This is a genomic window from Streptomyces sp. NPDC001513, assembly GCF_042894695.1.
In the GTDB taxonomy this organism is placed as follows: domain Bacteria; phylum Actinomycetota; class Actinomycetes; order Streptomycetales; family Streptomycetaceae; genus Streptomyces.
The window spans coordinates 201,653-220,214 of record NZ_JBIAVU010000011.1 but is presented as its reverse complement, the minus strand read 5'-3'; the positions used below and the strand labels follow the sequence as shown (position 1 = coordinate 220,214).

General features: G+C 72.0%; 18 protein-coding genes and 2 tRNA genes. 4 read left to right on the top strand and 16 right to left on the bottom strand.

Features of this window, described 5'->3' with window-relative positions:
* Positions 1–53 precede the first annotated feature (53 nt).
* The 5 genes from ACFYZ4_RS25270 to ACFYZ4_RS25250 all read right to left on the bottom strand — a co-directional run bounded on the left by ACFYZ4_RS25270 (position 54) and on the right by ACFYZ4_RS25250 (position 3,543).
* On the bottom strand, positions 54–821 hold the full coding sequence (locus ACFYZ4_RS25270; protein ID WP_390784856.1) for a response regulator transcription factor: 768 nt from the start codon (positions 819–821) through the stop codon (positions 54–56).
* A 76-nt stretch (positions 822–897) separates the two neighbouring features.
* A complete protein-coding gene (locus tag ACFYZ4_RS25265; protein ID WP_351287813.1) occupies positions 898–1,779 on the bottom strand; it encodes an amidohydrolase family protein in 882 nt (293 codons plus the stop codon).
* Complete coding sequence (locus tag ACFYZ4_RS25260) at positions 1,763–2,101, bottom strand: antibiotic biosynthesis monooxygenase (protein WP_351287816.1); 339 nt, start codon at positions 2,099–2,101, stop codon at positions 1,763–1,765. The genes ACFYZ4_RS25265 and ACFYZ4_RS25260 overlap by 17 nt, the downstream gene beginning before the upstream one ends.
* Positions 2,102–2,227: 126 nt before the next feature.
* A complete protein-coding gene (locus ACFYZ4_RS25255; RefSeq protein ID WP_390784855.1) occupies positions 2,228–3,112 on the bottom strand; it encodes a DUF2797 domain-containing protein in 885 nt (294 codons plus the stop codon).
* Positions 3,109–3,543 carry an Lrp/AsnC family transcriptional regulator gene (locus ACFYZ4_RS25250; RefSeq protein ID WP_351287821.1) on the bottom strand — a complete coding sequence of 145 codons (435 nt, stop codon included), beginning with the start codon at positions 3,541–3,543 and terminating at the stop codon, positions 3,109–3,111. Before ACFYZ4_RS25250 ends, ACFYZ4_RS25255 begins: the two co-directional genes overlap by 4 nt.
* Positions 3,544–3,650: 107 nt before the next feature.
* On the opposite strand from ACFYZ4_RS25250, the gene ACFYZ4_RS25245 reads away from it, so the two are divergent.
* The gene (locus ACFYZ4_RS25245) at positions 3,651–4,562 is read left to right on the top strand and encodes an SMP-30/gluconolactonase/LRE family protein (RefSeq protein WP_390784854.1); all 912 of its coding nucleotides are present in this window, start codon (positions 3,651–3,653) and stop codon (positions 4,560–4,562) included.
* Between the two features lie 6 nt (positions 4,563–4,568).
* Here ACFYZ4_RS25245 and ACFYZ4_RS25240 read toward each other — a convergent pair whose 3' ends face one another.
* From ACFYZ4_RS25240 to ACFYZ4_RS25225, 4 genes are all read right to left on the bottom strand, one after another.
* A complete protein-coding gene (locus ACFYZ4_RS25240) occupies positions 4,569–4,934 on the bottom strand; it encodes a PH domain-containing protein (protein ID WP_351287826.1) in 366 nt (121 codons plus the stop codon).
* A 186-nt stretch (positions 4,935–5,120) separates the two neighbouring features.
* Complete coding sequence (locus ACFYZ4_RS25235) at positions 5,121–5,894, bottom strand: DUF6193 family natural product biosynthesis protein (protein WP_390784853.1); 774 nt, start codon at positions 5,892–5,894, stop codon at positions 5,121–5,123.
* 83 nt (positions 5,895–5,977) lie between these two features.
* Positions 5,978–6,050 (bottom strand) — tRNA-Arg (locus ACFYZ4_RS25230).
* Positions 6,051–6,268: 218 nt separating this feature from the next.
* Positions 6,269–6,359, bottom strand: a tRNA-Ser gene (locus ACFYZ4_RS25225).
* A 186-nt stretch (positions 6,360–6,545) separates the two neighbouring features.
* Between ACFYZ4_RS25225 and ACFYZ4_RS25220 the strand changes: the two genes are divergently transcribed.
* From ACFYZ4_RS25220 to ACFYZ4_RS25210, 3 genes are all read left to right on the top strand, one after another.
* A complete protein-coding gene (locus ACFYZ4_RS25220; protein WP_384339962.1) occupies positions 6,546–6,977 on the top strand; it encodes an SSI family serine proteinase inhibitor in 432 nt (143 codons plus the stop codon).
* A gap of 119 nt (positions 6,978–7,096) precedes the next feature.
* The gene (locus tag ACFYZ4_RS25215) at positions 7,097–10,534 is read left to right on the top strand and encodes a PAS domain-containing protein (RefSeq protein ID WP_390784852.1); all 3,438 of its coding nucleotides are present in this window, start codon (positions 7,097–7,099) and stop codon (positions 10,532–10,534) included.
* Between the two features lie 13 nt (positions 10,535–10,547).
* Positions 10,548–11,123, top strand: a complete 576-nt coding sequence (locus ACFYZ4_RS25210; protein WP_351287837.1) for an antibiotic biosynthesis monooxygenase — start codon at positions 10,548–10,550, stop codon at positions 11,121–11,123.
* Positions 11,124–11,157: 34 nt separating this feature from the next.
* On the opposite strand, the gene ACFYZ4_RS25205 is transcribed toward ACFYZ4_RS25210, so the two are convergent.
* From ACFYZ4_RS25205 to ACFYZ4_RS25175, 7 genes are all read right to left on the bottom strand, one after another.
* Positions 11,158–12,807, bottom strand: a complete 1,650-nt coding sequence (locus ACFYZ4_RS25205) for a long-chain fatty acid--CoA ligase (RefSeq protein ID WP_384339966.1) — start codon at positions 12,805–12,807, stop codon at positions 11,158–11,160.
* A gap of 152 nt (positions 12,808–12,959) precedes the next feature.
* Positions 12,960–13,493, bottom strand: a complete 534-nt coding sequence (locus tag ACFYZ4_RS25200) for a SigE family RNA polymerase sigma factor (protein ID WP_351287869.1) — start codon at positions 13,491–13,493, stop codon at positions 12,960–12,962.
* Between the two features lie 133 nt (positions 13,494–13,626).
* The gene (locus ACFYZ4_RS25195) at positions 13,627–14,793 is read right to left on the bottom strand and encodes a lipid-transfer protein (RefSeq protein ID WP_384339968.1); all 1,167 of its coding nucleotides are present in this window, start codon (positions 14,791–14,793) and stop codon (positions 13,627–13,629) included.
* Entirely contained in the window at positions 14,790–15,173 is a 384-nt protein-coding gene (locus tag ACFYZ4_RS25190; protein WP_351287874.1) for a MaoC family dehydratase, read from the bottom strand. The genes ACFYZ4_RS25195 and ACFYZ4_RS25190 overlap by 4 nt, the downstream gene beginning before the upstream one ends.
* Positions 15,170–16,213 (bottom strand): acyl-CoA dehydrogenase family protein, encoded by a 1,044-nt coding sequence (locus ACFYZ4_RS25185; RefSeq protein ID WP_390784851.1) that lies wholly within the window; start codon positions 16,211–16,213, stop codon positions 15,170–15,172. The genes ACFYZ4_RS25190 and ACFYZ4_RS25185 overlap by 4 nt, the downstream gene beginning before the upstream one ends.
* A complete protein-coding gene (locus tag ACFYZ4_RS25180) occupies positions 16,213–17,268 on the bottom strand; it encodes a bifunctional MaoC family dehydratase N-terminal/OB-fold nucleic acid binding domain-containing protein (protein ID WP_390784850.1) in 1,056 nt (351 codons plus the stop codon). The genes ACFYZ4_RS25185 and ACFYZ4_RS25180 overlap by 1 nt, the downstream gene beginning before the upstream one ends.
* Positions 17,265–18,422: an acyl-CoA dehydrogenase family protein gene (locus ACFYZ4_RS25175; RefSeq protein ID WP_390784849.1), complete on the bottom strand. Its 1,158-nt coding sequence runs from the start codon at positions 18,420–18,422 to the stop codon at positions 17,265–17,267. The genes ACFYZ4_RS25180 and ACFYZ4_RS25175 overlap by 4 nt, the downstream gene beginning before the upstream one ends.
* Between the last annotated feature and the right edge of the window lie 140 nt (positions 18,423–18,562).

Below are 18,562 nucleotides of genomic sequence, written 5' to 3'. Positions count from 1 at the left end.
GGGCCGGCGCGCGCGCGGTCGCCGCCTCTTGCGGGAAGGGAAGCGGAAGCGCACTACTCGGCCGGCTTGATCAGGTATCCGGCGCCGCGCCGGGTGTGGATCATCGGAGCCAGGCCGGGCCCGCTCTCCAGCTTCCTGCGCAGGTAGGAGATGTAGAGCTCGACCACATTGGCCTGGCCGCCGAAGTCGTACGACCACACCCGGTCCAGGATCTGCGCCTTGCTCAGCACCCGACGCGGGTTGCGCATGAGGTAGCGCAGCAGCTCGAACTCGGTGGCGGTCAGGTGGATCTCCCGGCTGCCCCGCACCACCTCGTGGCTGTCCTCGTCGAGCCGCAGGTCGCCGACGGCCAGCACCGAGCCGCCGCGCGCCGCCTGCGCCGCGCCCGAGCGCCGCACCAGGCCGCGCAGCCGGGCCACGACCTCCTCCAGGCTGAAGGGCTTGGTGACGTAGTCGTCGCCGCCCGCCGTGAGGCCGGCGATCCGGTCCTCCACGGAGTCCCGGGCGGTCAGGAACAGCACGGGGACCTGGGGGATCTCCCGGCGCAGCCGCCCGAGGACGGCGAGACCGTCCATGTCGGGAAGCATGATGTCGAGGACCACCACGTCCGGCCGGAACTCCCGCGCCGCCCGCACCGCACCGACACCGTCGCCGGCGCTGCGGACCTCGCAGCCCTCGTACCGCAGGGCCATGGACAGCAGCTCGGAGAGCGAGGCCTCGTCGTCGACGACGAGCACCCGGCAGGGTCCGCCGTCGGGCCGCACGAGGGCCGTGTGGTTGCTGGTGGACGTGGACGCGTGAGAGGTGGTCGTCGCAGTCATACCGACCACGCTGTCCTGGACCTCTGAGAGCGTTCTTGTGCCTGCCTGTGAATTTCCTGAGAAACGGAACGGGCCCTCAGCCGTCGAGCCGGAACAGCCTGGCGCCGTTGTCGTGGCAGACCGCCCGGAGCCAGTCGTCGCCGAGGCCGAGCCGTTCGAGGGCCGCCAGCTGGTGCTCGTAGGGGTAGGGGATGTTCGGGAAGTCGGTGCCGAGCAGGATCCGGTCGCCGAGATCGGCGAGCCGGCCCAGATCACCGGGCGGGAAGGGGCTGATCCGCTCGGAGAAGTCGGTGAAGGCCATGGTGGTGTCCAGGCGCACCTCGGGGTACCTGTCGGCGAGGTCGAGGAAGTCGGCGTACTCGGGCATGCCCATGTGGGCGATCACCAGCGGCAGCCGCGGGTGGCGGGCCAGCAGCCGGCCGACGGGCTCGGGTCCGGTGTACTTGGCCGGCACGGGACCCGACCCGCAGTGGATCACGGTCGGGATGCCGGCCTCGGCGAGCAGCCCCCACACCGGATCCAGCCGGTCGTCGTTGGGGTCGTAGCCGCCGACCTGGAGGTGGGCCTTGAAGATCCGGGCCCCGGAGTCGACGGCCTGGCGGACATACGCGGCCGCGCCCTCCTCCGGGAAGAAGGTCGCGGTGTGCAGGCAGTCGGGAGTGCGGGCGGCGAAATCGGCGGACCAGGCGTTGAGCCAGGCTGCCATCTCCGGCTTGTGCGGGTAGAGCATGGCGGTGAAGGCCCGGACCCCGAACTCCCGCAGCAGCGCGACCCGCTGCTCCTCCTCGTGCCGGTAGGTGATGGGCCACTCGACCCCGGTCAGCGGGCCGACCGCGTCGAAGTACTCCCAGACCTTGTCCAGGACCCGCTCGGGCATGAAGTGCGTGTGGACGTCGACCAGTCCGGGCAGCCCGAGGCGCTCCCGGAAGGCGCGGACCGCCTCAGCCGTTGCGGACAAAGCCGTGGCTCCGCTCGACGGTCGCGACGTGCAGGGTGTAGCTCTCGTACCAGTCGGCGCGGCCCTGCTTGATGGCCGCCCGGTGTTCCAGGTCCTCCCGCCACGCGGTGAGGGAGTCGTGGTCACGGAAGTAGGCGACGGTGATGCCGAGACCGCCGGGGGTGCGGGCGGACTCGTACCCGAGGTACCCGGGATTCGTCGCGACCATCTCCTCCATCCGGGCGAGGGTCTCGGGATATCCGCTGTCGTCGTCGGTCCGGACATTGCTGAAAACGGCCATGACATAAGGCGGTTCGAAGGCCGGTACCGGCTGAATGCTCATGCCCTCCACCCTCTGCGGACCGCCCCGACGTGTCCACCGCAAACGGCTCCCGCAGGCCAAAGGGATCCAAGTTTTGACCTTGGCCGACGGCGTCCGAGCAGCTCTGACCGGGGTGGGCGGTTCGCCTCAGAACAGCCCGTCCTGCTCGGCGGGCGCGCCGGCCGCCGACGGGATCTCCGCCAGCGGGACCGACGTCACCGCCCCGGCCGCCGGGGCGGTGAGCTCCCACCCGGCCAGCAGCCGGGTGTCCACGACGAGCCCGTCCTCGAAGTGCAGATCGGGCCCGGCCGCGCCCACCAGCCGCCCCACGACGGCCCCGCCGGGAACCATCTCGGTGAGCACCCGCTCGGCGGCCGGCAACCCGGCGAGCCCGAACGCCCCGGCATGGTCGACGACTTCGCACTCCACCCGCTCCAGCGAATCCGGCCACCCGGGCAGCGCCGCCGCCCGCGCGTGCAGCTCGGCGACCTCCCGGGCCCGGTCCGGTCCCGGCGGCAGCTGGGCCCGCACGGCGCGCTTACGGGCGTACGCGATCCGGTCCGGTACCCCGAGCGCCGCCCGCAGCAGCTCCTCGGTGCGCCGGGTGGCCATCAACGGGCCACGGCCCAGCCAGGCCCAGGCCACCGCGCCCTGCTCCAGCAGCCGGGCGGAGCCGCGCTCCTCTGCGGTGATCCCGACCTTGACCATGCCGGGCCCGAACCAGGCCAGGTAGACCCGGTAGGTGCGCGGATCGGCGGCATTGGTGTCGGCCGCCACGGAGAACGACCTGTCGAGGCGGGCGCATTCGGCGCACTGCGCGTTCCCGGCACGGCCCGGCACGAGGGCCGCGGTCGGACAGGGCGTCCGTCTCCCGGCCCGCCGCACACCGAGGCAGTGCCGCTCCCCGCTCGCCGTGAAGGCCAGCCGCTGCCCGTATGCCGGCGCGCTCGTCCGCTCGCCGCGCCCCTCCCCGTACCACCCGATGGCCGGCCGGCCGTCCTTCCACCGGATCCCGGTGCACCACCAGGTCACAGCGGGAGCGGCCGTTCGAAGAAGGTGTCCAGCACGACCGTGGCGTGCGTGCCGCTGACTCCCTCGATGGCGTAGAGGCGGCGCAGGACGTCCTGCAACTGCTCGGTCGAAGCCGTGCGCACCTTCACCAGCACGGAGGAACTGCCCGCGATGATGTGCGCCTCCTGGATCTCGGGGATCGCGGCGAAGTCGGCGCCGGACTCGCCCATCCAGGCGTTGGAGTCGACCATCACATAGGCGAGGACCCCACTGCCGACGGCCGCCGGATCGACGTCGATGGTGGTCCGCCGGATCACCCCGCGCTCCCGCAGTTTGCGGACGCGCTCGTGGGTGGCCCCGGCCGAGAGCCCGACGGCCGTGCCGAGAGCGGCGTACGACTGGCCGGCGTCCTGCTGCAGGCGCAGGACGAGCGCACGGTCGATGTCGTCCACGCAATCTTCCTCTCTTGGGCCTGTCGACCCTTGCGAAGACGGTACCTGATCCTGCAATCTCACCATCAGACCGAACAGAATTCGGTAGAACCGTCTCAGGGGGAATCATGTCTGCCATTGCCGACCTCACTTTGTACGAGATCCTGGACGAGCGCTTCCGGACCGGCCGCTGCGCCAACGGCGACGCCCGGCTGGAGCGGCTCTACGACGACTGCCGCTGGGCGGAGGGCCCGCTCTACCTCCCTGCCTGGCGGCAGCTGGTGTGGAGCGACATCCCCAACGACCGCATGCTCCGCTGGGACGAGGAGAGCGGCGCGGTCTCCGTCTTCCGCTCCCGGGCCGGCCACTCCAACGGCAACACCCTGGACCGCGAAGGCCGCCTGATCACCTGTGAGCAGGGCAACCGGCGCGTCACCCGCACCGAGCCGGACGGCAGGATCACCGTCATCGCCGACCGCTTCGACGGCAAGCGGCTCAACAGCCCGAACGACGCGGTGGTCCGCTCGGACGGCTCCGTCTGGTTCTCCGACCCGGACTTCGGCATCACCAGCGACTACGAGGGCCACCGCGCCCCCGGCGAGATCGGCGCCTGCAACCTCTACCGGGCCGACCCCTCGACCGGCGAGGTCCGCATGGTCGCCGACGGCTTCCTCGGCCCCAACGGCCTCGTCTTCTCGCCCGACGAGAGCGAGCTCTACGCCGCGGACACCCGCGCGGGCCACATCCGCGCCTTCAAGGTCGCCGACGCCGGCGCCCTCACCGACGACCGCGTCTTCACCGCCTGCCCCGGCGTCGACAACATCCGCTTCGACGACGAGGGCCGGCTGTGGGCGGCCGCGATGGAGAACGGCGTCCAGTGCCACGCCCCGGACGGCACCCTCATCGGCCGCGTCCGCGTCCCCGAGCCGGTCTCGAACATCGCCTTCGGCGGTGCCAAGAACAACCGCCTCTTCATCACCGCCACCACCTCCCTCTACTCCTTGGTGATGTCGGTGACCGGCCTCCCCCGGGTCCTGTAGCTCCCGCTACCGGGCGACGAACTGCGTCAGGATCGCCTGCACCTCGTAGATGTCGACCCCCTTGGTGAAGGTCTTCTCGATCGGCACCGGGTTCCCGGATATCCAGATCTTGAGCTCGGCGTCGAGATCGAAGTGTCCGGCGGTCTCCACGGAGAAGTGGGTGATGCTCCGGTAGGGGACGGAGTGGTACTCCACCTTCTTCCCCGTGAGCCCCTGCTTGTCGACGAGCACCAGCCGCCGGTCGGTGAACAGGATCGTGTCGCGGATCAGCAGGAAGGCGGCGTGCACCTGCTCCCCCTGCCCCAGCAGCCGCGCGTAGTCCCGCTGCGCCGACACGGGGTCGACGGTGTGCGCATTCCCGAACAGTCCCATGAGTGCCCCCGTTTTCCAGCTTCGGACGATCTTCGAAAACCGTACCGAGGCCGTCGCGTGGTCGGCATCACCCGCCAGAGCCATCCCACCCCTGAGTACCTCCGGGGGACCCCCTCCCCTTCAAGGAGGAGACAGGAGGAAACACCCCCGACAGGACACGCCCGGGGCTGGTCGGCGCCGTCGATGTCACCGATGACCGGGAACGGGGTGCGGCCAGCCTCCCTCGACGGCCGGGCCACTGCCCGCGGGAACGTTCGCGGCCACCAACGCCGCGGCCTCGCGAGCGCTGAGGCGGGAACCGAGCACGCGTGACGGCACCTCCGGCGACCACCGCGACCACTCGAGAACCACGTTCCACAGATCGTCTCCGCTGGGCACCACCCGCGGAACCTCCTCGTAGAACGGATCCTTGGTACTGCTGAGCAGGCTGAACTGACCGTGCGACGGGAAGGGAAAGAAAACGCGCAGGGTCGGCTGCGCGTACAGGGCCTCGGCCACTTCGGCGTCGCCCAGTCTGATCAGCGGCGAGCGCTCCAGAGTCAGCCGCCATGCGGTGGACACCACCCTCCCAGGAAGTGCCGCATCCAGAGGATTCGCCGCCAGCAACGTCCACTCACGACGTAGTTGATCGATCGGCGCCCCGTCACGCCAGTCATGCAGGACGGCGTTCACCACCGCGAGGTCATCGGTACTGCCGAATGCACCCCAAGGCCATCCGGACTCCGCCGAGATCTCGATGCGGAACTCGCGTTCCTCGACATTGGTGGCAAATACGGCGAACCGCGCCTCACCCTGTGTGCTGCACGCGGCGACCGCGGGATCGTAGCCCTCGACGGGATCCATGGGGCCGGCCTCACACCCGCGGCGAGCCGCCTCGCCGGCCAGCGCTTCCCGCAGCCCGCCCGACGCCGCCAGCTCCGGATAAAGGCCGGACAGCACTTCCCTCGAACGTTCGATCATGCACGCACCGTATGCCGCGGGAAGCGAAGCCCGGCCCAAACGACGGAAGCCCCAGACTTTCGTCTGGGGCTTCCGGCTTGCTGTGCACTCGGCAGGATTCGAACCTGCAACCTTCTGATCCGTAGTCAGATGCTCTATCCGTTAAGCTACGAGTGCTTGGGCTTCTCGGGGTTTTGCGCCCCGTTGGCCTTGCGAGAACAACAATACATGGACCTCGCCGGGACGCGAAATCCATTAGCCAAACCCATGCTGACCTGCGGAAACGCCCCGGATGAAGATCGTCCGGATGGGCTCGCACAGAGGTCGGAACCGAGTGGATTGCCCCGGAATGCATCGAAGCCCCGGTCCGTCAGGACCGGGGCTTCGATGAGGTGCGGAGGCGGAGGGATTTGAACCCTCGATGGGGGGTAAGCCCCAAACCGCATTAGCAGTGCGGCGCCATAGACCGGACTAGGCGACGCCTCCAGCACACCCCCGCGTACGAGGGTGCGTGCAGATGATGACACAGGCGCAGGGCCCCTCACCAATCCGCTCCCACGGTACTAGGAGGGACGGGCAGAGGGCAAAGCCTTAAAGCAGCCGCAGCACGCAACGTCGGCGGGCCCCCGTCGTTGGTCAGGCGTACGACGTACGGACGACCTGGAGTGCCCCATGCTGCGTCTCGCCGCCTTCGCCGTCACCTCCGCCCTGGCCGCCGCGGCCGCGGGGCCGCTCCCGCCGCTGCCCGTGCCCCTGAGCGGGCTGCTGGCCCCGCCCGACCGCCTAACCATCGCCATGGCCGACACCGGGAACCGTCAGTTGGACCGGGAGTACCGGCTCGAATGCGACCCGGTCGGCGGTGATCACCCCCAAGCCGCGGGCGCCTGCGCGCGGCTGGACCAGCTCGCCAAGGAGGGGAAGGACCCCTTCGCCCCGGTGTCCAAGCGACAGCTCTGCACCATGCAGCACGGCGGCCCCGCCACCGCCCGCATCACGGGAAACTGGAACGGCCACAAAGTGGACGCCACGTTTCGGCGGACGAACGGATGCGAAATCAGCCGCTGGGACGAGTTGGAACCTCTGCTTCCGAGTGGGCGTTCCTGACCTGGGAGGATGCGCGGAATGTGCGGTATCCACCGCACATCGGCCGCCCCGCCGCGGGCCTGTGGCCTTAGACTCCTCCCGTGACTTGCCGGTAGTTGTGGTCAGGGAGGAAGCTCGTCGTGAGCAGCAGGCCATCCCGAGGCGCTGCTCGCCTCGCAGCAATACTCGACGCTCTTCCGGACGCGCTGTTGCTCGTCAACGCCAACGGCACGGTCGTCAACGCCAATTCGATCGCTCTCGAGGTCATGGAGAGTCCCGGCACGGGACTCGTCGGCCGCGGCGTGCTCGACCTCCTGCCCGAGTTCGACTCCAAGCTGATCCCCGGCTCCATGCGCCGGCCCGGCGAGGACGAGGGCGGCCGCGCCAAACCCAAGCGGATGATCGCGCGCCGCACCGACGGCTCCGAGTTCCCCGTCGAGATCACCAGCGCCCATCTCGACGGCCGCGACGCCTACCGCGAGCCGCAACCCTCGTACACCGGTGACGAGCTGCTGATGCTCGTGGTCCGGGACCTCTCGCAGACCGTGGACACCGAGGCCGAGCTGGCCCGCTCCCAGCGGCAGACCGAGATGATCCTGCGCGCCGCCGCCGAGGGCGTCGTGGGCACCGACACCGACGGCCGGGTGGTGCTGGTCAATCCGGCCGCCGCCCAGATCCTCGGCTACCGCGCCACCGACCTCGGCAACCGCGAACTGCACGGCCTGGTCCAGCACTCCCGCACCGACGGCTCGCCGTTCCCCTTCGAGGAGTCTCCGCTCGCCGACACCCTGCGCAGCGGGCGCAAGCACCGCGTACGCGGGCAGGTGCTGTGGAACAAGGCCGGTCAGCCCGTCGCCGTCGACCTGACGACCTCTCCCGTACGGGACGGGGAGCAGCTCGTCGGCGCCGTCATGACCTTCACCGACCGGCGGCCCTACGACGCCCTGGCCGCGCGGCACGCGCAGCTGCTGGCCGTCCTCGGCGACTCGCTGCGCGGCCCGCTGGACGAGCTGCGCGGTGAGCTGGCGACCCTGGCCGCCGACGACGCCGGACAGCTGTGGCCCGAGGCCAACCAGCTGCTGCACCACCTGGCCGCCGGGTACTCGCGGATGACCACGCTGGTCGACAACGTGCTCGGCTTCCAGCGCCTGGACTCGGGCGGCGCCCGGCTCGCGAAGAAGAAGGTCCTGATCAACACCGTCGTGACGGCGGGCGTCGACGGCGCGGTGGAACTGATCGGTCCGGGCCGCGTGCAATTCGCGGTCCACGCGCCGACCATCGAGGCCGAGGTGGACGGCGCCCGCATCGCGACCGCGCTCGCGCACCTCGTCGCGGACGTCGCCGGGGTGGACGCCACCGGCAAGACCGCCCAGGGCAGCGGGTACGGCGACTCGACGATCGTGGTGGCCGCCGCCCAGCGCGGAGACGTCGTACGGATCGAGGTGCGCGGGCCGTACGAGGGCGGGAACCCGGTCCACGAGCCGATCGTGCGGGGGATCGTGACCGCGCACGGAGGCGTGCTGCAGACGGTGGAGGTTCCGGGCGCGCCCGGCGGGGCGTACGTGCTGGAGCTCCCGCTCGGCTCGGGCGCCGGGACGGTCACGCTGCCGGAACCCCCGGAGGAGCCCCCGGCCGGGCCGACCACGGACGGCGCCGGGACGTCCGGGGGCGCCGCCCCCGGCAAGGTCTCCGGCGGCCGGCGGGGCCGGCGCGGAGTGGACGCCTTCCTGGACGACGAGGCCACGGGTCCGGCCGCCGCGCCGGCCGGCCAGGGCGGGGGCGCGCTGGCGCTGCCGTCCGGACGGCGGCGGGCGGGAGAGGCGGGCCTTCCCGACGCGGGCCCGGAGCTCGCCCAGTCCCCGGTGAATCCGGCCGGACTCGGTACGGGGCGCAGGCGCGGCCGGGCCGGCGACGACAGCGGCGACGCCGACGGCAGCGGTGGCCCGGGCGGAGTCCGTGGCCCCGGCGGTCCCGGGGGCCCGGGCGGTCCCGGAGGTCCCGGAGGTTCGGGCGGTCCCGGGGGCCCGGGCGGCCAGGGCGGATCCGGGCGGCCCGTGCCCCCGCAGGGCACCGCCGTGCCCGCGCTCCCGCCCGTGCCCGCGGTGCCCCCGGTGCCCCCGGTTCCGCTGACCGAGCATCCCGCCGGGCGACGGCGGGCGCTGGGTCCGGCCGGTCCGGCGCAGCCCGGCGGCCCCGTTCCGGCGACCGGGCTCGGGCCGACGCCCGCTCCCGCGCGGCCCATCGCTCCCGAGGGCGGCTTCGCGCTGCCCGCCGGCCCGACTCCGGCCCCCTCCGCTCCGCAGGCCCCCGCCATGGCCGGTCCGGCCGCCGCTCCCGCCGAGGGCGACGCCGAGACCCCGGCCGGGCGCCGCGGCCGCCGCCCGCTGGGCGCTCCCGCCGGCGAACCCGAAGCCCCCGCCGCGCAGCCCGCCGAGTCCGCCGAGAATCCGACCGGGCGGCGCCGAGCGCTGCCCGGCACCCCGGCCTGGCCGGTTCCGGCGGCCCGTACCGCTGCCGAGGACGACGAGGCCTCCGGCCCGGCCGCCGTGCCCGGGGCACGTCGGCCGCAGGACACCCCGGCGGAGGGGCAGGCCGCGCAGCCGATCAGCGTGCGCGCCCTCGGCACCCTCGGACAGGGCATCTCCGTGGACCCCAACGCCACCGGCGGCGGGACGGGTGGCGGCTCCGGATCCGGCCGCCGGCGCCGGCTCGCCGAGCCCGCCCCACAGGGCCGGGCGTTCGCGATAGGAGCCCCCGAGGCGGGCTCCGACGAGGGGCCCGAGCCGCTCGACGGCCCGGGCGGCGCCGTCGAGGTGGTCAACCGGCCCGTCCCTCAGCCCGTGGACGACGAACTCCCGCCGGAGCCCCTGGACAACCCGCGCCGGCTCCTGGTGTGGCCCGCGCCCGATGTGCAGACGCAGCAGGCCCTCAGCGACCGCGGCTACCGCCCGGTGATCGTGCACTCCCGCGAGGAGGTGGACGCGCAGATCGCCGCGTTCCCCGCCGCGCTGTTCGTCGACCCGCTGACCGGGCCGATCACCCGGACCGCCCTCCAGTCGCTGCGCCAGGCCGCGGTGGCCGCCGAGGTGCCCGTACTGGTCACGGCCGGGCTGGGGCACGCCACGCGCGAAGCGGCGTACGGCGCCGATCCGGCCGTCCTGCTCAAGGCGCTGGCACCGCGCGACAGCGAACAGCACCCCTCCCGGGTCCTGCTGATCGAGGAGCACGACGAGATCGCGACCGCGCTGACGGCGGCCCTGGAACGGCGCGGCATGCAGGTCGCCCGGGCGGGCGCCGACACCGACGCCGTGGAGCTGGCGACCCGGATGCGGCCCAACCTGGTGGTCATGGACCTGATGCAGGTGCGCCGCCGCCGGGCCGGGATCGTGGACTGGCTGCGCGCCAACGGGCAGCTGAACCGCACCCCGCTGGTCGTCTACACGACGACGGGCATCGACCCGGCGGACCTGCCGCGGCTGGGCTCCGGCGAGAGCGTGCTCTTCCTCGCCGAGCGGGCCACGACGGCGGACGTACAGGGCCGCATCGTGGACCTGCTGGCCAAGATCGGCACCAACTAGTAATCCTGGCCCGATGGCCATCACCCACACGACCGAGCACACCGTCCCCGCCGACAACGGGGAGGTGAACCTGCTCATCGCGCGCCAGGTGGACCCGGGGCACGAGGAAACCTTCGAGGCCTGGGCCCACGGGATCCTGGAGACGGCCGCCGGCTTCCCGGACCACCTCGGGTACGGGCTCTTCCGCCCGGCGACGGAGGGCGGGCCGTGGTTCCTGGTCCACCGCTTCCGCAACCAGGCGGCGTTCCAGCGCTGGCAGGACTCCCCGGAGCGGGCCCAGTGGTTCTCCAACTGCCTCGGCCACCACCACACGGAGATAGCCCGCCGGGAACTGCACGGCATGGAGACGTGGTTCGCCAAGCCGGGTACGACCCGGCCCGCGCCGCCGCGGTGGAAGATGGCGATCAGCTCGGGGCTGGCCATCTTCCCGATCTCGCTCGCCGGCAACGCGGTGCTCGGGCCGTACCTGGTGGATCTGCACTTCGTGCTGCGGACGGCGGCCTTCGCCGTCGTCTTCAGCACCCTGATGACCTACGTGGCCATGCCCGCCGTCAGCAAGCTGCTGCGGCCGTGGCTCACCCGGGGCTAGGCCGTCCCATTCGGATCTTGCCGGCGGCGTCGCGTCAGTCGAGCTTGGTGACTTCCAGCGCGCCGTCCGCGTACTGCTGACGGATCACCTTCTTGTCGAACTTGCCGACACTGGTCTTCGGCACGGCCTCGATGACCGTCCAGCGCTCGGGCAGCTGCCACTTGGCGATGGACTGCGAGAGGAACTCGCGCAGCCCCGTGTAGTTCACGGTCGCGCCCTCCCTGAGGACGACGGTGGCCAGCGGACGCTCGCCCCACTTCTCGTCCGGGACGGCGACGACGGCGGCCTCGGCGACCTCGGGGTGCGCCATCAGCGCGTTCTCCAGCTCCACGCTGGAGATCCACTCGCCGCCGGACTTGATGACGTCCTTGGCACGGTCGGTGAGGGTGAGGAAGCCGTCGGCGCTGATGACGCCGACGTCCCCGGTCTTGAGCCAGCCGTCGGCGCTGAACTTGTCCTCGGGCCGGAAGGGTTCGCCGGACGCGCCGCCGTAGTAGGAGCTCGCGATCCAGTTGCCGCGCACCTCCAGCTCGCCCGCCGAGGCTCCGTCCCAGGGCAGGAGGTCGCCGCCGGGACCGATCAGGCGGGCCTCGACGCCTGCGGGGAAGCGGCCCTGGGTGATCCGGTAGGGCCACTCCTCCTCGGCGGTCAGTCCGGCCGGCGGGTGGGCCATCGTGCCCAGCGGGGAGGTCTCGGTCATGCCCCAGGCGTGGCAGACGCGGACGCCGATCTTGTCGTACGCCTCCATCAGGGAGGGCGGACAGGCCGAACCGCCGATGGTGACGTGCTTCATCGAGGTCAGGTCGCGCGGGTTGGCGGTGACCTCGGCCAGCAGACCCTGCCAGATGGTCGGGACGGCCGCGGCGTGCGAGGGCTTCTCCCGCTCGATCATCTCGGCGAGCGGCGCGGGCTGCAGGAAGCGGTCCGGCATCAGCATGTTGACGCCGGTCATGAAGGTGGCGTGCGGCAGCCCCCACGCGTTCACGTGGAACTGCGGGACCACGACGAGGGTGGTGTCCCGGTCGGTCAGACCCATCGACTCGGTCATGTTGACCTGCATGGAGTGCAGGTAGAGCGAACGGTGCGAGAAGACGACGCCCTTGGGGTCCCCGGTGGTGCCGGAGGTGTAGCACATGGCCGCCGCCTGGCGCTCGTCCAGCTCGGGCCAGTCGTAGCTGTCGGGCCGGCCCTCCAGCAGCTCCTCGTACTCGTGCACGCGCACGTTCAGCCCGTCGAGCGCGGAGCGGTCGCCGATGCCGGAGACCACCACGTGCTCGATGGTCGGCAGGTGCGGCAGCAGGGGCGCGAGCAACGGCAGCAGGGTGCCGTTGACCAGCACGACCCGGTCTGCGGCGTGGTTGACGATGAAGACCAGCTGCTCGGGAGGGAGCCGCAGGTTGAGCGTGTGCAGAACGGCGCCCATGGAAGGGATCGCGAAGTACGCCTCGACGTGCTCGGCGTTGTTCCACATGAGGGTCGCGACCCGGTCGTCCTGCTGCACGCCGAGTTCGTCGCGCAGGGCGCTTGCGAGGCGGGTGGCGCGGTTGCCGATCTCGGCGAAGCTGCGGCGATGCGGCTCAGCCTCCCCGGTCCAGGTGGTGACCTGGGACTTCCCGTGGATCGTCATTCCGTGACGGAGTATGCGGGTGACGAGGAGCGGTACGTCCTGCATGGTGCTGAGCAAAGCGTCCTCCCGATGAGCGCTGCGGCGCTGCGGCGGCTACGGATGCTGCCGATTCTGCGCACATACCGCTCGGCATGTCACTACCCGGGGGTAGAACCCGCGTCGTGTTTCACGTGAAACATCCTCTGGTTTCACGTGAAACATCCCGCGCCTCACCGGACGGGAGTGAGCTCCGGGTCCTCGCGGAGCTTGCCCAACGCACGGGAGACCGCGCTCTTGACCGTACCGACCGAGACGCCCAGCAGCTCCGCGGTCTGCACCTCGCTCAGGTCCTCGTAGTAGCGCAGGACGACCATGGCCCGCTGCCGGTCCGGCAGCCGGGTCACGGCGCGCCACATCGCGTCGCGCAGGGCCTGCGCCTCCGCGGGATCGGAGGCCGGCACCTCCTCGGTCTCCGGGAGCTCGTCGCAGACGAACTCGTCGACCTTGCGCTTGCGCCACTGGGAGGTACGGGTGTTGACCAGGGTCCGCCGGACGTAGCCGTCCAGGGCCCGGTGGTCCTCGATGCGGTCCCAGGCCACGTACGTCTTGGCCAGGGCGGTCTGGAGCAGGTCCTCCGCATCGCACGGGTTGGCGGTGAGGGAGCGCGCAGTGCGCATCAGGACCGTGCCGCGGGTCCGTACGTACGCCGAGAACGACGGGTACGGCGTCGGATTCGAGGCGAGCGTGCACACAGGCGTGGTCATGTCTCCACGCTAGGAGCGCACGCCCGCCGTGGGATCGGCCGCAGGTGCCGATGGGGGATCCATCTCAGGTTGTAGGAGTAGGGCGGGCCCCACCCCCTGAAGGTGGAGGGGCGGGGGCCCTGAGGACCGGGTCTCAGCCGTCGGCGCCGAGGATCAGCCCCGAGGTCGGCACCCCGGTCCCGGCCGTGACGAGGGCGTGCGCCGCGCCCGCGACCTGGTTGACGGAGGTGCCGCGCAGCTGGCGGACGGCCTCGGCGATGCCGTTCATCCCGTGCAGGTACGCCTCCCCGAGCTGGCCGCCGTGGGTGTTGATCGGCAGGGCGTCCGCGGCCACGAAATCGGCGGCCTCACCGGGCTTGCAGAAGCCGAACTCCTCCAGCTGCATCAGCACGAAGGGGGTGAAGTGGTCGTAGAGGATGCCCACGTCGATGTCCGAGGGCCGCAGTCCGCTGGTCCGCCACAGCTGGCGCGCGACCACGTCCATCTCCGGCAGCCCGGTGAGGTCGTCGCGATAGAAGGAGGTCATGGCCTCCTGGCGGCGTCCGGCTCCCTGTGCGGCCGCGGTGATCACGGCGGGTGCGTGCCGCAGGTCACGGGCGCGCTCGGCCGTGGTGACGACGAGCGCCTGGCCGCCGTCGGTCTCCTGGCAGCAGTCCAGCAGCCGCAGGGGTTCCACGATCCAGCGCGATGCGGCGTGCTCGGCGAGGGTGATGGGTTTGCCGTGGAAGTAGGCGGCCGGGTTGTTCGCGGCGTGCCGGCGGTCGGTGACCGCGACGTGCCCGAAGGCCTCGGGGGTGAGGTGGTAGGTGTGCAGGTAGCGCTGGGCGGTCATGGCCACCCAGGAGGCGGGGGTCAGCAGCCCCCAGGGCAGGGACCAGCCGAGGGCCGCCCCCTCGGCCGAGGGCTCCCGCTGCTGGACGCCGGATCCGAAGCGGCGCCCGGAGCGCTCGTTGAAGGCGCGGTAGCAGACCACGACCTCCGCGACCCCGGTGGCGACGGCGAGGGCGGCTTGCTGGACGGTGGCGCAGGCCGCGCCGCCGCCGTAGTGGATGCGGGAGAAGAAGGACAGGTCCCCGATCCCGGCCGCCTGCGCGACGGTGATCTCGGGGCTGCTGTCCATCGAGAAGGTGACCATGCCGTCGACGTCGGCGGGGGTGAGCCCGGCGTCGTCGAGGGCGGCGTGCACGGCCTCGACGGCGAGCTTGAGCTCGCTGCGGCCGGAGTCCTTGGAGAACTCGGTCGCGCCGATGCCGGCGATGGCGGCCCGGCCGCCGAGCCCGTCCCGGGTGCGGACGCTCATGCCGGCACCTCCGCGGTGACCGTCCCCGACACGTGGTGGCCGATGCCGTTGGCACCGACGACCCGGATCTCGACGGTGTTCCCGGACACGGCGGTGACCGTCCCGGTGAGGGTCATCGTGTCGCCCGGGTAGTTGGGGGCGCCGAGGCGGATGGCCACCTTGCGCAGGACGGCGTGCGGACCCAGGTGGTCGGTGACGTACCGGCCGACCAGGCCGTTCGTGGTCAGGATGTTCATGAAGACGTCCGGGGAGCCCTTCTCCTGCGCGAGCGCCGCGTCGTGGTGCACGTCCTGGTAGTCGCGGGAGGCGATCGCGCCCGCGACGATCAGCGTGCGGGTGACCGGGATCTCCAGCGGCGGCAGCGTGTCGCCGATGTTCATGCGTGTTCTCCCTCGGCTGTCGAAGCGATCGAAGCTCCCAGTTCGGCCAGCAGCTCGCTGCCGCAGCCCAGGTAGGCGTCCAGCTGGCGCCCCCACAGGAAGTGCCGGTGAACGGGATGGTCCAGGTCGGCGCCCATGCCGCCGTGCAGGTGCTGGCCCGCGTGCACGACCCGCTTGCCCGCCTCCGAGGCCCACCAGGCCGCCGTCAGCGCGTGTTCCCGGGCCGGCAGGCCCTGGTCGATGCGCCAGGCCGCCTCGTACGTGGTCACCCGGATCGCCTCGGTGTCCATGTAGGCGTCGGCCGCGCGGAGCATGACCCCCTGGTTGGTGGAGAGCGGCCGGCCGAACTGCTCACGGGTGGAGGTGTACTCCACGGCCCGGGCGAGCGAGCCGGCGCAGACGCCCGCCTGGAGCCCGGCGAAGGCGGTCCGGGCGGCGGCGAGCGTGTCCTCGTAGGCGCCGTCGCTCCCGATGCGTTCGGCTGCGGCTCCGGTCAGGGTCAGCCGGCCCGCCGACCAGGGGGCGGTGGTCTCCACCGGTGCCGTCTCCACTCCGGGCGCGTCGGTCCGTACGAGCCACAGCGCCCGGTCCGCGTCCGGGACCAGGACGTGCGTGGCGTCGCGCAGCCAGGGCACGGCGGGGGCAGTGCCGGTGAGGCGGCCGTCGGACGAGGCGACCATCCGGCCGCGTGCCGGGAAGGCTCCGGTGGCGACGGCCTCGCCCGTGCCGAGGGCGGGCAGCAGCCGGGCGCGCTGTTCGGGGCTGCCGTGCGCGGCCACGGGGAGGATCCCGTACGCGCAGGTGGCGGCGTACGGGACCTGCGCGGTGGTGCGGCCCTGTTCCTCCAGCAGCAGGACCAGCCCGAGCAGGCCGATCTCCTCGACGGCGGCGGTCAGTCCGGCCGTGGTGAGGGCCTTCCACAGTTCGGCGTCGCTGCCGGTGCCGGCGGCGGCGAGGCGTTCGTGGGTGGCGAGATCGGCGAAGATCCGGGCGGCGAGACCGGCCGCGGCGGCCTGTTCCTCGGTGGGGTGGAAGTCCATCAGCCCTCACTCCCGCGGAAGACGGGGAGTTCGAGGTCGTCGTCGACGCGCAGGAACTCCAGCTGGACGGGCAGGCCGATGCGCACCTTGTCGTACGGCACGCCGGTGATGTTGCCGATCATCCGGACCCCCTCGGCGAGCTCGACGAGTGCGACCGCGTAGGGCGGGTCGAACGCCGGGAAGGGCGGGTGGTGCATCACGACGTAGCTGAACACCGTGCCCGCTCCGGAGGCCTCGACGGTGTCCCAGTCGGGGCTCGCGCAGGCGTTGCAGCCAGGCAGCCACGGGAAGCGGAGGGTCGCGCAGGAAGTGCAGCGCTGGATCAGCAGCTTGTGGTCGCGCACCCCGTCCCAGAAACCCTGGTTGTCGCGGTTGACCACCGGGCGGGGGCGCCGGGCCTGCGGGTTCTTCTCCCGCTTGACCGCGGGGGCGTACTTGAGGATCCGGAAGCGGTGGGTGCCGGCCGGTTCCCCGCCCGCCTGCACGTCCATGCGGGTGGTCACGAAGTGGCCGGTGCCCAGCTTGGTCGTCTTGCGCGGCGACACGGACTCGATGACGGCGTCGAAGGTGATCGCGTCACCGGGGCGCAGGGGGCGGAGGTACTCCTGCTCGCAGTCGGTGGCGACCACGGAGGTGAACCCGGCGCCGTCGAGGAGCGCGAACAGCTCGTCGTAGGCGGAGGAGCGGTCGGAGTGGCCGGAGAGACCACCCATCGTCCAGGCCTGGAGCATGGTGGGCGGAGCGATGGCGTCCGGCCCGGTGTAGGCGGGGTTCGCATCGCCCATCGCCTCGCACCAGTGGCGGATCATGGGCTCGTTGACCGCGTCCTTGCCCCGGCCCGCGGTGGCGGCCGGCTGTCCCTCGAAGGCCGCCAGCAGGGCGTGGAACCGGGCTGCCTCCTCGGCTGTGCCGGTTCCGGTATCGGTGGTCAATCCGGGTCTGGTTCCCGTGCCGGTGCCGGTGCCGGTCCCCGTGCCGGTGCCGGTCCCCGTGCCGGCGCCAGTCCCCGTGCCCGTGCCCGTGGCGGTCCCCGTGCCCGTGGCGTCCGCGGTCATCGCTTCCTCCCCTTCATGCCGAGCCGCATCATGGCGACGATCTCCCGCTGGACCTCGCTCACCCCGCCGCCGAAGGTGTTGATCTGGGCGGCCCGGTTCATCCGCTCCAGCTCGCCGCCCGCGAAGACGCCGGGCCCCGGCCCGCGGATCAGGGCCTCCTCGCCCACCACCTCCTGGCACATCCGGTACACCTCGACGGTGGACTCGGTGCCGAGGAACTTCACGCCGCTGGCATCGCCGGGGGACAGGCTGCCGCCGCCCACGTCCTGGACGAGGCGCCAGTTGAGGAGGCGTACGGCGGCCAGGCGCGCGTGGGCCTCGGCCAGACGGGCCTGCACCCAGGGGAGGTCGGCGGGCCGGTCACCGGTGACCGGGTCGGGGGTGCGGGCACGGCTGAGGGCGTACCCGTAGAAGTCCTCCGCCTGCATGCCGATGGCGGCGAGGGCCACGCGCTCGTGGTTGAGCTGGTTGGTGATCAGGCCCCAGCCGCCGTGCTCGGGGCCGACTAGGTTGCCGGCGGGCACGCGGACGGAGTCGTAGTACGTCGCGGTGGTCGTGAGGCCGCCGACGGTCTCGATCGGGGTCCACGAGAAGCCGGGGTCGTCGGTGGGCACCAGGATGATCGAGATGCCCTTGTGTTTGGGGGCCTCGGGGTCGGTGCGGCAGGCGAGCCAGATCCAGTCCGCGTTCTGGGCGTTGGAAGTGAAGATCTTCTGCCCGTCGATCAGCCAGTCCGACCCGTCGCGGACCGCGCGGGTGCGCAGGGAGGCGAGGTCGGTGCCGGCCTCGGGTTCGGAGTAGCCGATGGCGAAGACGATCTCGCCGGCGAGGATCCGGGGCAGGAAGTAGTCCTTCTGCTCCTGGGTCCCGTACTTCATCAGGGTCGGGCCGACGGTGTTGAGCGTGACCATGGAGACGGGGGCGCCGGCCCGGTAGGCCTCGTCGAAGAAGACGAACTGCTCGTCGGCGCCACGGCCTTGGCCGCCGTACTCGACGGGCCAGCCGAGGCCGAGCAGCCCGTCGGCGCCGATGCGGCGCAGAAGTTCGCGTTGGCGGGCCGGGTCCTTGGGGACCCCGTCCGGCAGCAGGTCCTGGAAGTACTCCCGCAGTTCGGCGCGGAGCCGCAACTGGCCTTCGGTCGGGGCGAGGTGCACGGCGCTGGCCTCCCGGCATCACATCATCGAGTGAACCTGACTGTCCGTCAGATTCACCCGTGGTGTCAAGGTCGGGAAAGAAGGCGGGGCGGAGGACTCCCCTCGGGCCGGGGAGGGCGGGCATGCGCGAGGGCGCCTGC

Excerpts from the sequence above, each read along its gene's own strand:
- ACFYZ4_RS25245 (WP_390784854.1), top strand. The coding sequence starts at position 3,651 with ATGTCTGCCATTGCCGACCTCACTTTGTACGAGATCCTGGACGAGCGC.
- ACFYZ4_RS25270 (WP_390784856.1), bottom strand. The coding sequence starts at position 821 with ATGACTGCGACGACCACCTCTCACGCGTCCACGTCCACCAGCAACCAC.
- ACFYZ4_RS25260 (WP_351287816.1), bottom strand. The coding sequence starts at position 2,101 with ATGAGCATTCAGCCGGTACCGGCCTTCGAACCGCCTTATGTCATGGCC.
- ACFYZ4_RS25220 (WP_384339962.1), top strand. The coding sequence starts at position 6,546 with ATGCTGCGTCTCGCCGCCTTCGCCGTCACCTCCGCCCTGGCCGCCGCG.
- ACFYZ4_RS25185 (WP_390784851.1), bottom strand. The coding sequence starts at position 16,213 with ATGGACTTCCACCCCACCGAGGAACAGGCCGCCGCGGCCGGTCTCGCC.
- ACFYZ4_RS25235 (WP_390784853.1), bottom strand. The coding sequence starts at position 5,894 with ATGATCGAACGTTCGAGGGAAGTGCTGTCCGGCCTTTATCCGGAGCTG.
- ACFYZ4_RS25210 (WP_351287837.1), top strand. The coding sequence starts at position 10,548 with ATGGCCATCACCCACACGACCGAGCACACCGTCCCCGCCGACAACGGG.
- ACFYZ4_RS25195 (WP_384339968.1), bottom strand. The coding sequence starts at position 14,793 with ATGAGCGTCCGCACCCGGGACGGGCTCGGCGGCCGGGCCGCCATCGCC.
- ACFYZ4_RS25200 (WP_351287869.1), bottom strand. The coding sequence starts at position 13,493 with ATGACCACGCCTGTGTGCACGCTCGCCTCGAATCCGACGCCGTACCCG.
- ACFYZ4_RS25180 (WP_390784850.1), bottom strand. The coding sequence starts at position 17,268 with ATGACCGCGGACGCCACGGGCACGGGGACCGCCACGGGCACGGGCACG.
- ACFYZ4_RS25190 (WP_351287874.1), bottom strand. The coding sequence starts at position 15,173 with ATGAACATCGGCGACACGCTGCCGCCGCTGGAGATCCCGGTCACCCGC.
- ACFYZ4_RS25240 (WP_351287826.1), bottom strand. The coding sequence starts at position 4,934 with ATGGGACTGTTCGGGAATGCGCACACCGTCGACCCCGTGTCGGCGCAG.